Source organism: Bacillus sp. PAMC28748 (assembly GCF_014250415.1).
Classification (GTDB): Bacteria; Bacillota; Bacilli; order Bacillales; family Bacillaceae; genus Bacillus; species Bacillus licheniformis.
The window spans coordinates 487,113-500,196 of record NZ_CP060192.1; the positions used below are offsets into that span (position 1 = coordinate 487,113).

Annotated in this window: 15 protein-coding genes; 4 read left to right on the forward strand and 11 right to left on the reverse strand. The window is 47.0% G+C overall.

All coding sequences use genetic code 11. The features are described 5' to 3' along the window. Positions 1-10: 10 nt before the first annotated feature. The 5 genes from rnr to H7F26_RS02675 all read right to left on the reverse strand — a co-directional run bounded on the left by rnr (position 11) and on the right by H7F26_RS02675 (position 4,162). A complete protein-coding gene (rnr, locus tag H7F26_RS02655; RefSeq protein WP_003185414.1) occupies positions 11-2,314 on the reverse strand; it encodes a ribonuclease R in 2,304 nt (767 codons plus the stop codon). A 13-nt stretch (positions 2,315-2,327) separates the two neighbouring features. Beyond that, complete coding sequence (locus H7F26_RS02660; RefSeq protein ID WP_003185416.1) at positions 2,328-3,074, reverse strand: alpha/beta hydrolase; 747 nt, start codon at positions 3,072-3,074, stop codon at positions 2,328-2,330. A 140-nt stretch (positions 3,075-3,214) separates the two neighbouring features. Beyond that, entirely contained in the window at positions 3,215-3,445 is a 231-nt protein-coding gene (secG, locus tag H7F26_RS02665; protein WP_003185418.1) for a preprotein translocase subunit SecG, read from the reverse strand. Positions 3,446-3,615: 170 nt separating this feature from the next. Beyond that, positions 3,616-3,900, reverse strand: coding sequence for an AbrB/MazE/SpoVT family DNA-binding domain-containing protein (locus H7F26_RS02670; RefSeq protein ID WP_003185421.1), 285 nt, complete (start codon positions 3,898-3,900; stop codon positions 3,616-3,618). 28 nt (positions 3,901-3,928) lie between these two features. Next, positions 3,929-4,162: a helix-turn-helix domain-containing protein gene (locus H7F26_RS02675; RefSeq protein WP_085959538.1), complete on the reverse strand. Its 234-nt coding sequence runs from the start codon at positions 4,160-4,162 to the stop codon at positions 3,929-3,931. 152 nt (positions 4,163-4,314) lie between these two features. Between H7F26_RS02675 and H7F26_RS02680 the strand changes: the two genes are divergently transcribed. After that, positions 4,315-4,716 (forward strand): transcriptional regulator, encoded by a 402-nt coding sequence (locus tag H7F26_RS02680; protein WP_026080846.1) that lies wholly within the window; start codon positions 4,315-4,317, stop codon positions 4,714-4,716. Positions 4,717-4,885: 169 nt separating this feature from the next. Continuing rightward, the gene (locus tag H7F26_RS02685) at positions 4,886-5,284 is read left to right on the forward strand and encodes a helix-turn-helix domain-containing protein (RefSeq protein ID WP_009329610.1); all 399 of its coding nucleotides are present in this window, start codon (positions 4,886-4,888) and stop codon (positions 5,282-5,284) included. A gap of 47 nt (positions 5,285-5,331) precedes the next feature. On the opposite strand, the gene H7F26_RS02690 is transcribed toward H7F26_RS02685, so the two are convergent. The 4 genes from H7F26_RS02690 to H7F26_RS02705 are packed head-to-tail and all read right to left on the reverse strand — an operon-like array spanning position 5,332 to position 8,771. Further along, positions 5,332-6,009: an ABC transporter permease gene (locus H7F26_RS02690; protein WP_003185432.1), complete on the reverse strand. Its 678-nt coding sequence runs from the start codon at positions 6,007-6,009 to the stop codon at positions 5,332-5,334. A gap of 16 nt (positions 6,010-6,025) precedes the next feature. Then, on the reverse strand, positions 6,026-6,943 hold the full coding sequence (gene opuCC / locus H7F26_RS02695; protein WP_009329611.1) for an osmoprotectant ABC transporter substrate-binding lipoprotein OpuCC: 918 nt from the start codon (positions 6,941-6,943) through the stop codon (positions 6,026-6,028). A gap of 13 nt (positions 6,944-6,956) precedes the next feature. Beyond that, positions 6,957-7,610 carry an ABC transporter permease gene (locus tag H7F26_RS02700; protein ID WP_009329612.1) on the reverse strand — a complete coding sequence of 218 codons (654 nt, stop codon included), beginning with the start codon at positions 7,608-7,610 and terminating at the stop codon, positions 6,957-6,959. A gap of 21 nt (positions 7,611-7,631) precedes the next feature. Continuing rightward, positions 7,632-8,771: a betaine/proline/choline family ABC transporter ATP-binding protein gene (locus H7F26_RS02705; RefSeq protein WP_003185439.1), complete on the reverse strand. Its 1,140-nt coding sequence runs from the start codon at positions 8,769-8,771 to the stop codon at positions 7,632-7,634. A 257-nt stretch (positions 8,772-9,028) separates the two neighbouring features. Here H7F26_RS02705 and H7F26_RS02710 point away from each other — a divergent pair, with 257 nt between their 5' ends. Beyond that, a complete protein-coding gene (locus tag H7F26_RS02710; RefSeq protein ID WP_003185442.1) occupies positions 9,029-9,568 on the forward strand; it encodes a GbsR/MarR family transcriptional regulator in 540 nt (179 codons plus the stop codon). Positions 9,569-9,614: 46 nt separating this feature from the next. Here H7F26_RS02710 and H7F26_RS02715 read toward each other — a convergent pair whose 3' ends face one another. Further along, positions 9,615-10,247, reverse strand: a complete 633-nt coding sequence (locus tag H7F26_RS02715; protein WP_003185444.1) for an NAAT family transporter — start codon at positions 10,245-10,247, stop codon at positions 9,615-9,617. A 361-nt stretch (positions 10,248-10,608) separates the two neighbouring features. Between H7F26_RS02715 and H7F26_RS02720 the strand changes: the two genes are divergently transcribed. After that, positions 10,609-11,187, forward strand: a complete 579-nt coding sequence (locus H7F26_RS02720; RefSeq protein ID WP_017474708.1) for a hypothetical protein — start codon at positions 10,609-10,611, stop codon at positions 11,185-11,187. Between the two features lie 43 nt (positions 11,188-11,230). On the opposite strand, the gene H7F26_RS02725 is transcribed toward H7F26_RS02720, so the two are convergent. After that, complete coding sequence (locus H7F26_RS02725) at positions 11,231-13,009, reverse strand: zinc ribbon domain-containing protein (RefSeq protein ID WP_017474709.1); 1,779 nt, start codon at positions 13,007-13,009, stop codon at positions 11,231-11,233. Between the last annotated feature and the right edge of the window lie 75 nt (positions 13,010-13,084).

Here is a 13,084-nt window from a genome sequence, read left to right on the forward strand (position 1 = left end):
CGTGTGCCGTCTATTTTTTCTTTTTCTTGCGTTTTTGTTTCGGCGCGTTTTGAAAACCGCGTTTTTTCTTTACTTTTTTCTTTTTCGGCTTGGTGAACCATTCCCCTTTGTCAGCCGATGGAGCCTCTCTTTTTGAAGCCTTTTTCTGCTTTGGCTCCGGCTTCTGCCGGCGGCGGGAGCCTTTCATGCCGACGATTTCAAAATCGATGTTCCGCTCGTCTTTATTGACGTCAACGACGCGGACCGTAATCTCATCGCCGATCCGGTACACGTTGCCCGTGCGCTCGCCGATCATCGCGTAGTGCTGTTCATCATAACGGTAGAAATCATCCGTCATAAAGCTGACGTGGACAAGCCCTTCGATCGTGTTCGGCAGCTCGACGAACATGCCGAAGTTCGTGACGGAGCTGATGACGCCGTCAAATTCTTCACCGATCTTATCCAGCATAAATTCGGTTTTTTTCAGATCGTCCGTTTCCCGCTCCGCATCTACGGCATTGCGTTCCATATTTGACGTATGCTCGGCGATCTCAGGCAGTTTCTCGGCCCATTTTTCCCTTGTCGCTTCGTCTGTCTTGCCCTGAATCAAATAGGTCCTGATCAGTCTGTGGACGATTAAGTCAGGATAGCGGCGAATCGGAGACGTGAAATGCGTGTAGAATTCAGTCGACAAGCCGAAGTGCCCCAGGCTTTGCGGATCGTATTTCGCCTGTTTCATCGACCTGAGCATAACCGTTGAAATTACGGCTTCTTCAGGACGATCCCTGACTTCTTCAAGCACGCTTTGCAGCGCTTTCGGATGGATACTTCCCGCCGTTCCTTTGACGACATAGCCGAATGTCGTAACGAACTCCAAAAATCTCTGCAGCTTTTCCTGATCTGGATCTTCGTGAATCCGGTAAATAAACGGAACATTCATCCAATGAAAGTGCTCAGCGACCGTTTCATTGGCGACAAGCATAAATTCCTCAATCAGCTTTTCAGCAGTCGACCGTTCTCTCAAGACGACGTCCTTCGCTTTTCCTTCTTCGTCGACGAGAACCTTCGCTTCCTTAAAGTCAAAGTCGACGGCTCCGCGTTCCATCCGCTTGCCGCGCAGAATCGCAGCCAAGTCTTCCATGTCTTTAAACATCGGGACAAGGGCCTCATACTTCTGTTTCAGCTCTTCATCATCATCGACTAAAATTTTGTTCACATCAGAATAAGTCATCCGCTCGGTCGTTTTAATGACGCTTTGAAAAATTTCGTGCTCGACGACTTGCCCTTGAGGATTAATGAGCATTTCGCATGACATTGTCAGCCTGTCGACCTTCGGATTCAAGGAGCAGATTCCATTTGACAGCCTGTGCGGGATCATCGGAATCACCCGGTCGACAAGGTAGACGCTCGTGCCGCGTTCATACGCTTCCTGGTCAATCGGAGATCCTTCCGTTACATAATGGCTGACGTCGGCAATGTGGACGCCGAGTTTATAATGGCCGTTTTTGAGTTTTGTGACGGTAACGGCATCGTCCAAGTCTTTGGCATCTGCGCCGTCGATCGTGACGATCGTTTGATCGCGCAGATCCCGTCTGCCTTCAAGATCTTTCTCATCGATTGTATCAGGCGTATTGCCGGCCTGTTCCATCGCCTCAGCTGGAAAGTCTCCCGGGAGGCCGTGCTTATGAATAATCGAAAGAATGTCGATGCCGGGATCGTTTTTATGACCGAGAATCTCGATGACTTCTCCTTCTGCACTCATCCGGCCTTCAGGATAGCTTGTCAGGCGGACGACGACTTTATGACCCTCGACGGCGCCGTTTTTGGCGTGCTTCGGAATAAAGATGTCATTCGTGATTTTTTTATCGTCGGGAATGACGAAGCCGAAGTTTTTCGTCTCTGTGTATGTGCCGACAATCTTCTGAATGTTGCGCTCGATGATGCGGATGATGGCCCCTTCTTTTTTTGTACCGCCGGATTCTGTGCTCAGGCGGACGAGCACGGTATCTCCGTTCATTGCTGTGTTCAGCTCAGACGGCGGAATGAAGACATCGTCAAGCGAGGAGTCTTCGGGAAGGACAAACGCGAAGCCTTTCGCGTGCGCCGACACCTTCCCTTTGATCAGATTCATTTTTTCGGGCAAACCGTAGCGGTTGCTTCTCGTTCTGACGACAAGCCCTTTTTCTTCAAGGGTTACAAGAGCTTTGACGAGCTCTTTGTATTCGTCCGAATCGGTGATTTCCAGCATCTCTTCCAGTTCCTGAACTGTAAGAGGTTTATATGCTTCTTCTTTCATAAAGGAGAGAAGCTTATCCATAAATTCTTCTTTTTCCACTAATCAGACCTCCTTATGTCTGCCAATCCAACGTTTCTAAAAATTGATACACATCCTTGTGCAGTGTTTCGCGTTCTTTATCCAATGTGATGGCATGACCTGATTCTTCATACCATTTCAGCTGCTTATCATCCGTTTCAACTTCATTGTAGATGATGTTTGCGCTGTCCGTATTAATCATATGATCGTGGCGCGCCTGCACGACAAATGTAGGCGAATAGATCATGTCCACATGCTCTCTGACATCGGCAATCAAATCCTGCAGTGCTTTCAACGTGTTCATCGGCGTTTTTTTGAATTCTTCCATCTCAGCGTCAATCTGCTCCGCTGTCTTGCCTTCAAATTTCTTATAATTGCGGGCATAATCAAGCACACCCTCGTACATCGTCTCTTCGCTTTTGATGTACATCGGCGCGCACATTGGAACAATTCCCTTTATGGGTACAGTGTAACCCAATTTCAATGAAAAAACCCCTCCGAGAGACAGTCCGCAAGCGGCGATTTGTTCATATCCTTCCGATTTCAGATATTCATATCCGTCCATGACGTCTTTCCACCAGTCTTCCGGTCCTGTGGAGAGAAGTTCTTCCGGAGGCACGCCGTGGCCTTTATATTGGGGCGCATGGCATGTGTAGCCTTTTTCATTCAAATATCTTCCGAGCATTCTGACGTCCGCCGTGTTGCCCGTAAATCCGTGCAGCAGCAGGACGGCTTTTTTTCCGCCTTTAAATGTGAAAGGTTGTGGTTTGACAATTTTCATGATTCACTGTCTCCTTTTCATATGTATTCTTCCACGTTTAGTCTTGAAACAAACTTTATCAATCGGCCGGCCCCTTCAGACAAAGACCGGCAAATAGGAAAAAGGCCTGACTTGAACATCAGACCTCATGCTTCATTGTCTTATACAAAGTAAGCAAGCGCAATCGTTAAGAAAAAGAAAAGCACGGTTAAAACGACCGTCATCCGGTGAAGAATCAAATCAAGTCCTCTTGCTTTCTGCTTTCCGAAAAGCTGCTCGGCTCCGCCGGAAATCGCGCCTGATAATCCGGCGCTTTTGCCGGATTGCAGTAAAACGACAACGATTAATACGATACTTACAATCACTAATAAGACCGTTAAAAATGCGGCCATAACCTACACCTCCAGACAAACTGGCTGACAATAGTTTTATTTTACATGAAAAGCAAGCGCATGTCACGAGCGTTTCGAACAGCTTTTTTTATTTTTTCCCAGCGCCGGAATAAGGTATACAAAAAAAGAGAGCGGCTCTGCTCCCTTTCCTGCGGAATATGTAATCACATTTATTTCTTTTCTGACAGTGCCGCCATCATATCTTCCAGGAGCATTTCCGCTCCGCGCGGGCTGAGTACGATTTTGCCGCCCGCATACGTTTTATTTTTCGTGGTGATGTCGCCGGTCATCAAACATGCCATGTTTGCGGCGTATTTTGTCAAAATGATGTTTTCGCCGTCGGTATATATTTCGAGCGGGTCCTTTTCATTGATATTCAGCACCCTGCGCATTTCGACCGGGAGAACGACTCTGCCGAGCTCATCGATTCTCCGGACAATCCCGGTATTTTTCACGTTTGAAAAGCCTCCTTTTCTCCTTTCTTTATTGACTTTTGTCAACATCTTTATAATAAAAGAGATCTTCAAATTTTTTGTTGAAATACTGAATCATCTTTCCGATCACAAGTTGTCCGGGCCTCCTTTCGCCATTTAAAACTCTGCTGAGTGTCGCCGGGGATACGCCGATTTCAATGGCAAGCTGATTTAAGGAGAGATTGTGTTCAATCATGTACTGGAGAACAAAATCTCTTTTGATATGAATCTTTTTTACCATGATTACTCCCCTTTCTAATCTCTTATGTTTCTTTTTATCTACATTGAACATATACGATTTGTTAACTTTTGTCAATACTTTTACCATCCATATGTTTCCTATAGGCAATATTCGTACTAAAATATTTTATAATAAGAGATTGCGAGGTTTTGGCCATGACGAACTTTGGACACCATTTACGACAATTAAGGGAACGGAAAAAACTGACCGTCAATCAACTGGCGATGTATTCCGGCGTCAGTTCGGCAGGCATTTCGCGAATCGAAAACGGAAAGCGCGGCGTGCCGAAGCCGGAGACGATCAGAAAACTGGCGGACGCTTTGAAAGTCCCGTATGAGGAACTGATGGCATCTGCAGGCTATATCAGCGCGTCTACAGTCCAGGAAGCAAGAAGCAGCTATGATTCCATTTACGACATCGTGTCACAGTACGATTTAGAGGACCTTTCTCTGTTTGACAGCGAAAAGTGGAAGGTGCTTTCAAAAAAAGACATCGAAAACCTGGACAAATATTTCGACTTTCTCGTGCAGGAAGCAAGCAGCCGAAACAAAAACTGAATACTTCTCCGCGGCACACTCTCCTCTCTATCATTTTCGTCTGTTTACGATCCTGCTGTTATTTTATCCCTTATGTTAACTTTTGTCAATATTTTTCCTGTCTAAGTATTTCCTATAGTCAACATTTGTATTAAAATGTTCATATCATGAATTTGCGGGGGGGATGGCGATGACAAGGTTCGGCGAGCGGCTCAAAGAGCTGAGGGAACAAAGAAGCCTGTCGGTTAATCAGCTTGCCATGTATGCCGGTGTGAGCGCCGCAGCCATTTCCAGAATCGAAAACGGCCACCGCGGCGTTCCCAAGCCCGCGACGATCAGAAAATTGGCCGAGGCTCTGAAAATGCCGTACGAGCAGCTCATGGATATTGCCGGTTATATGAGAGCTGACGAGATTCGCGAACAGCCGCGCGGCTATGTCACGATGCAGGAGATCGCGGCCAAGCACGGCGTCGAAGACCTGTGGCTGTTTAAACCCGAGAAATGGGACTGTTTGTCCCGCGAAGACCTGCTCAACCTCGAACAGTATTTTCATTTTTTGGTTAATGAAGCGAAGAAGCGCCAATCATAAAAAGCCGAATTTCCCTTTTAGGAGAAGTTCGGCTTTTTTCGGCTGCCTTAAGCGGCATCCGGATTCGGCGTCTTGCCTTTATGATGCTTAACGGGGCTCAGCGCACGCTCGAGCCATCCCATGAACAGATCGGCGATGATCGCCATCAGCGCCGTCGGGATCGCGCCTGCTAGAATGATCGCTGTTCCGTTGGTCGCGTTTGATCCCCTGACAATGATATCCCCGAGGCCGCCTGCGCCGACAAACGTGCCGATGGCCGTAATGCCGATCGCGATGACGAGCGCGGTTCTGAGCCCCGCCATAATGACCGACAAGGCGAGGGGAAGCTCCACCATCCGGAGCACTTGAAATTTCGTCATGCCCATCGCCTTCCCTGATTCAAGATAGGCATGCTCGATGCTGGCGATTCCCGTATATGTGTTTCGAATGATCGGCAACAGCGAATACAAAAACAATGAAAGAATCACCGTGTTTGCGCCGAGCCCCATGACAAGCATCAAGACGGCGAGCATCGCCAGCGCCGGAACCGTTTGAATGACATTAGTGATGGAAAAGACCCATTTGCTGATTTTACGGTATCTGGCGATGAAAATGCCGGCCGGGATGCCGACGACGGCGGCGAACAATACGCCGTATGCCGACATTAAAAAGTGGCGGTAAAATTCCCCCAGCACATAGCCGCCGTTTTGCGCGTAATACGTCCAAAGCTGCTGCAGCACTTCCATTTGTCATCCCCTCCTTTTACTCAAAATAATTGTGCTTCTTTAAAAACTCGGCCGCGACGACAGAAGGCTCTTTCAGCTTTCCATCGACTTCGTAATTGAGCTCCTGCATCGTTTCGGTGTCGATTTTTCCAATCAGTTTATTGATGGTCTCTTCAAGCTCCGGATGCTCCTTCAGCACTTTTTCCGGCACGACCGGCGAACAGTCATACGGCGGGAAAAAGCGTTTATCGTCTTTTAACAGCTTTAAATCATAGGCTTTGATCCTGCCGTCTGTTGAATAGGCAAGAACGATATCCATTTTGCCGTTTTTGACGGCGTCATAAACGAGTCCGATCTGCATTGGAAAGGTCGAGCCAAATGAAAACCCGTATTCCTGTTTAAATCCCGGATATCCGTCGCCTTTTCGTTTCAGCCATGCATTGTCAACGCCAAGCTTCAGTTGATCCGCGTCTTTTTTCAGATCGGATATGGTTTCATAGTTCCCTTTTTCAGCGAGTTCTTTCGTGACTGTAAAAGCGTACGTATTGTCAAATCCGTAAGAATCGAACCATTTGTAGTTGAATTTCTTTTGAAAGTCCTGCTGTACGATGCGGAGCGCTTTTTTCGGGTCTTTCTCCGCTTCCCTTCCAAGCGTGCTTGTCAGGTCAGTTCCCGAATAGCGCGTCGCAGAAATGTCGATGTCTCCGCCGAGCATGGCCTGGTGCTGCACATAGTTTGAGCCGAGGTTTTTGACCAGCACCGTATTGAGATCCGTATCATGCTCGATCAAAAGCGAGATCATATTGGCAAGAATTTCGGATTCGGTCAGGTTTTGCGCTCCGATTTTGATCGTTTTATCGGAAGCCCCGCCAAGGCCCGGCAGCGCACAGCCGCTGATCAAAAGCGAGAGGACCAGCATGACGGCGCCGAGCCGTCTCAGTTTTTTTGTTTGCATAAGAGCCAACTCCTTATGATACTTCCTTCATCCCTTTTAATCCTTGAGGCGTGACTTTGTCTTCGGTTTTCGACAGAATATAGTCGATCACGATGGCCAGTATCGTAACCGGCACCGCTCCGGCGATAATGTACTCAGGCTGGTACAGGTTGAGCCCGATAAAAATATAGTCGCCGAGACCGCCGCCGCCGATAAAAGCCGAAAGCGTCGCCCAGCCGATTAAGTAAACGGTGGACGTCCGGATGCCTGCCATGATCACCGGCACCGATAGCGGCAGCTCGACCAGGCGGATTTGTTCCCATGCAGTCATACCGATTCCCTTTCCTGACTCAAGCAAATTTTGATTGACGCCTTTTACGCCCGTGTAAGTGTTTCTCAGAATCGGTAGGACTGAATAGAAAAACAGCGCGACAATCGCCGGAATCTTTCCCACTCCGAGAAGCGGGATAAAAAACGCCAGGATCGCCAAACTCGGCAGCGTCTGAATGATGTTGACAACGCCGATCACGACGCCGGCTCCTTTTTTCATTCTCGTTAAAACGACACCGAGCGGAACCGCGAAAATGATGCCGAGCAGAACCGCGAAAATGGATATATATAAGTGCTCCCATGTTTTATAAAGCATTTCCCCGCCGTTGTGCTGAAGAAATTGGACAAGCTGATTCATGATTGATGCACCTCCCTGCATTTAACGTTGAACAAGGGTTTCTTCATCTCCCCAAATCGAGTCGTACACGATATCGACAAGGTTTGCCCTTGTGACAATCCCGACAAGGCGGCCCTCTTCATCAAGAACGGGAACATATTTGAATCCCCTTTTCAAAATTTTCCGGACGGTATCCCTGATGAGCGTTCCTTTTTGAACGGAGTAAACATTCTCATTGACAACCTCCCCGACTGTGACGGATTTTTTCCGGTTCTGATCGATGATTTCAACATCGATATATCCTTTTAAGACATTGTGTTCGTCCACGACGAGCAGTGAATCGACGCGGCGTTCCCTCATCACTTGAATTGCTTCAGTCAGGTTTTTTTCGCTCGTAATCGTGACCGGATTCGGGTTCATTACTTGTTCGACATGCTCGATGTCAGGACGGGACTGAAGAAGCCTCTCTTTTCCGATAAATTCCTCAACGAATTCATCCGCCGGTTTCCGCAAAATGTCGTCAGGCGATCCGACTTGCACGATCTCGCCGGCGCGAAGGATGACGATTCTGTCAGCAAGCTTAATCGCTTCATCCATATCGTGGGTTACAAAGACAATCGTTTTGTCCAGCGATTTCTGAAGCTTTTTGAACTCTTCCTGAAGCGAATCACGGGTAATCGGGTCCAGCGCTCCGAACGGTTCATCCATTAAAATGAGGGGCGGCTCTGCCGCAAGCGCCCGCAGCACGCCGATTCTCTGCTGCTGTCCGCCGCTTAGTTCATGAGGGTAGCGGTTCAAATATTCCGGCCCCATATCAACGAGCTGCAGCAGTTCCTCCGCCCGCTTCTTTCGCTTTTCTTCCGGCCATTTCAAAAGCCTCGGAACGAGCGTGATATTCTGCTGAATCGTCATATGGGGAAAGAGTCCGATTTGCTGAATGACATAGCCGATTTTCCGGCGCAGCTCCACCGGGTCCTGATCCATTATGTTTTCTCCGTCGATGTAAATGCTTCCTGAAGTCGGTTCAATCAAGCGGTTGATCATTTTCATCGTCGTTGTTTTCCCGCAGCCGCTCGGTCCGATAAAGACGATAAATTCACCTTTTGCTATATCAAGGTTAATGTTTTTGACCGCTTTTTTTCCGCCTTTATAAACCTTTGATACATTCTCTAGCTTCAGCAAAACGCACACCTCCAACTGTTTTTTAAAAATTTCAACATCTCATTCATTATAAGATACACTTTGTAAAATAAAAAGTTTACAAAGTGTTCAAATTATATATATAAGACATAAAAAAATATATTCATGGCATCAATTTGCCGGTTATTCTTAAAATTGCGGCTGATTTCTTTGTTTTTCTGTCGTTTTAGTGTTTTCAACCGCTAACAAAATTATGATATATTGACAATAAAATTGGCTGCCCGAAGGGATGATGAGCTTTGGAGGAAAACGCTTTAAAAGTGATTGAACAAGCGGAAGAACATTTCATAGAAAAAATCGCCGAAAATATGAATACATACGGTCTATCATCAACTGTCGGCCGCGTGCTCGGGATCATCTATATGAACAGAAAGCCGATGACCTTAAATGAACTGTCAGAAGAAACGGGCATGAGCAAAACGAGAATGAGCCAGGTCGTCCGCGAAATGATCGATTTAAATATAGCTGAAAAAGTTTTTGAAAAAGGCGTCCGCAAAGATCTGTACGATGTCGAACAAGACTATTATCAAACGTTTATTTCATTGTTTACGGCCAACTGGAGCAAAGTCGCCAAAAAGAACAGGATGATTGGGAAAAAAATCAGAAAAGAGCTGTTGGAGGCGCTCGAGGAAGAAGGCCTTACGCCTGAAACCGAAGCTAAAATCAACGAGCTGCTGGCTGAAACAAAACAATGGATCGATTACTGCGAGTGGCTTGACAATCTGATCGCGTTTTTGGAAAGCGAAGAGATCTTCAAGCATGTGCCAAAACCTTCATAAACAAAAAAAGCTGCGAAGACTAAGCAGCTTTTTTGCATTTCCTCAATTATCCCGCCAACACCGGAAACATCCCTTTCAATCCCGTTCCGATCATGCCGACCGCCACGACAGCCAAAATCAGGCCCATCAGCCGGGTGATCACGTTCATCTCCGTCTGGCCCAATTTGTTGCTGATCAGCGTAGAATAATGAAAGGCCGCAAACGTCAGCAGGAGGACGGCGGCGATGCCGATGATCATTCCGCCAAAATGCACCAGACTGCGGCTGCCGGCCGAAAGGCTCATCACCGTCGCAATCGTTCCTGGCCCCGAAATGATCGGAATGCTGAGCGGCGTCACCGATATATCCTCCTTTTCCTTGCTCTCGCGATGCTCAGCATGATGCAGCGACTGAACATGGGACTGCTTTGCATTCAGCAGGTTGTAGGCAATTCCGAATATAAATATGCCGCCGGCAATTCGCAGCGCATGGATGTTGATGTCAAAAAGCCTGAAGATAAACTCTCCGAATATGAGAAACGCGATCAGGATCAGAAACGATAAAACCGCGGCCTTTCTCGCCAATGCGGTGCGTTCTTTCGCTTCGTAGCCTTCTGTGAGCGCTAAAAAGATCGGAACATTGCCGATCGGATTTGTGACGGCGAACAATGATACAAAAACGTGGATGATAAAAGCAAACACGGTTAAAGCCACTCCTTCCTCTGTGTAAAAATACGGGTAATCATTTTTACCTCCGACGCTGACCGCTTAAACTTTCAAAAAACAATGACACCTTCCTGCACTTTCATTTATAATGAACCTTTATAGGCCAAAATAACTATTTTAAAGGAGATTTTATTTTCATGACATGTTCAAAGTGCGGCCATCAAACAGATGGCGGTAAAATTTTGCGAGCAGTGCGGGTCAAGTTTGGCCGGCGGCAGTGATGGCGGAAAAGGAGCAGCTGAAACGCCGCAGGCAGCTAGATATGCGGAGGCGGCGAAACAAGCGTCTTCCATGTATTTTTCCTATTGTTTAAGTGCTGAAACGACCGTTTATCGAAATGAAAAACGCCGGAGAACAGCACGTCCTCAACAGCATCACCACAATGGTGATATTTGCGCTTTCGGTGCCGCTGATGTTTTATTTCGGCCTCAAAGGCTTCTTTGACGCCATGGGGGACTATTCCGGAGTATTCGGCCGCTCCTACGCAATGCCGACATTTTTTGATATCGTCGTAAAGCCCGCTGTTACCTTTGCTATTTATATTTTCTTATTATTTGTTTTTACATACGCAGGCGTGCGCATTCGGGGTGTGCAAGCGGCATTTAAGGAAGTGCTCGGGCGGTTCGGAGCGGTGCTTATTCCTTTCGTCGCCCTTCTGCTCGCCGCTTTGCTTTTATCATTCATGCAAACGGGTTTGTTTATATATGTTCTTTTCTTTGCCCTTTGCGGCATCGCCTTTTTAATTCCGCCGGCTGTCATCTCGAGCTATCACGAAAAAGCGGAAGGCGTTGTTGATACGATTTACGCGACGCTGATCGTCTATTTGCTGACATTTATGTCGGTGCGGATCATGGGAGATTTGTTTCTTGAATATATCGGAAGGATCGGAGGCTCTATATTAGGGCGGCTGTTTTAGTGAATTGAAAAGCCTTTTTCCATTGAGGAAAAGGGCTTTTTTTTTATTCTATTGACGTTAAGAGCAATCTGCCGTCCTCGATGGCGGCGTGATATGTCCAATGATACGTTTTTAACTGTTCTTTTCCGCCTTTGATAATATTAATTTTCTCCGTTGTCTTAATCGTTGCCTCCCGCCCGTTTTGCTTCCAGCTGTTTACGCTGAATTGGACGACTTCCTCCTCTGTCCCGCTGTTGTACAGTTTAGTGACCAGTTTCTTTTGATCGTTGTACAGCGGACTTCCTTCTTTCAAGCTGTCGCGGACGAGGCCGAAATCGTTTGTGTTGATGGCGTCTTGTAGCCTGTATAAATACGCTTCAATGGCGAAAGCAACCTTTTGGTCGGTGAGCTCTTCGCCTGCTGATGCATTGTTCATGGCCCCTTTCGCTGAGGCCCATGCCGATGTGTATTCCTTCGGATTGTCATTTTTGATTTCTTTTTGATGCTCGATATCGATAACGGCTTCAGGATCGCTTTTTTCGATGAGCCACTTTTTCTTGCCTTCGGAATAGACCAATGTGTACGTATATCCGCTATCGTTTTCTTCCAGTTTAGGCGCAATGTAGTCGTCATAATAGGCCGATTTGTGCTTTTCAATCCCTTTGAGCTCTGTTTTCCATTGCCCGTCTTCTTTGTATAGCCGGAACGAATCAAGATCAAATACAGTAGATAAGTAGGTGCCTTTATAGTAGGTGCTGCTGCTTTTCAGCCCGTCCGTGACCTCTTTCAGGCGGTTTTGATAAGACGGGGCGGCCATTGTCATGCCGCTGACATTGCCGCTTGCAAAGGCCTTTGCTGCTTCCTTTGTATGGTTGACGACAGCGGTCATCATGTCATCCATAAACCCTTTGTCTGATGCAAGATTGACTTCGATTTCTTCACCTTCAATCGGCGTTTTTTCGCTTTTCAGCTTCCCCCACGGAAATTGCGCCTCAACCTGAGCAGACATTGAACCGTCAGTCAGCACAGGTCCGAATTCAGTTCCTTTGAATGGATTGATCTTCATCTCCTGATCATTGATCCAGAGCGTTCCTTTCAAGTTTTCATAGCCTTCTTCAAAGACAAGCTTTGCCATGTGCCCGTTAAGGTCCGCATTAACCTTCACATCACCTTGGAGGGCGGTGACCTTTACCTTTTTTTCAAGATCGGCGATTCCGCTTTTCAGCTTTGCCTTCACCTCGTAAGTACCGGGGACAAACGGGCCGATTTTTTTCTCGAAGTTTTCTTTTTCTGTTGTGATGACCTTTTTGCCGTTAACAAACAGGCCGGTATCTTTATAGTTTGTCTTAACCGTTAAGTAGACAGGCTCCGTGTTCAAGACATAGCGGTCATAGATCCAAAAACGCCTGCCCTTTTTTTCGATCGTCATCAATGGATGGCCGGCACCGCTTTTTAAGGATGTGATCAATTCTTTTTCTTGATCCGGGTGTTCTTTCAAGTAATCCAAGAGCGGCTTGACGTTTTTCTCCGTGACAGCCAGATCCACGTCTGATGATTGAAGCAGTTTTGCTGCTTTCTTGGCATCTTTCTGATCGAGGGCGGCTTCAAAATCGGAAATCAGTTTTTCCTTTGATGTGAGTGCTTCACCGGTTTTATAGCCGGCAAACAATAAAATCAAGCAGGCCGCGATTGCCGCCATGATGATGATTCTTTTTCGTGTCATCGCACGCTGATACCTTGCCGCCGGGTCGGAAGCTCGTTCCTCGTCCGCCCGCGCGCCGCAATGCTTGCAATACAGCGCATTTTTTGTTCGTTCCCTTCCACATTCCTTGCAAAAATCCATGACTTTCCTCCCATCAAACAAAAACACCATTAGTCATTTTATACTATATTTATCGTAAGAAGGGATTTAATATTA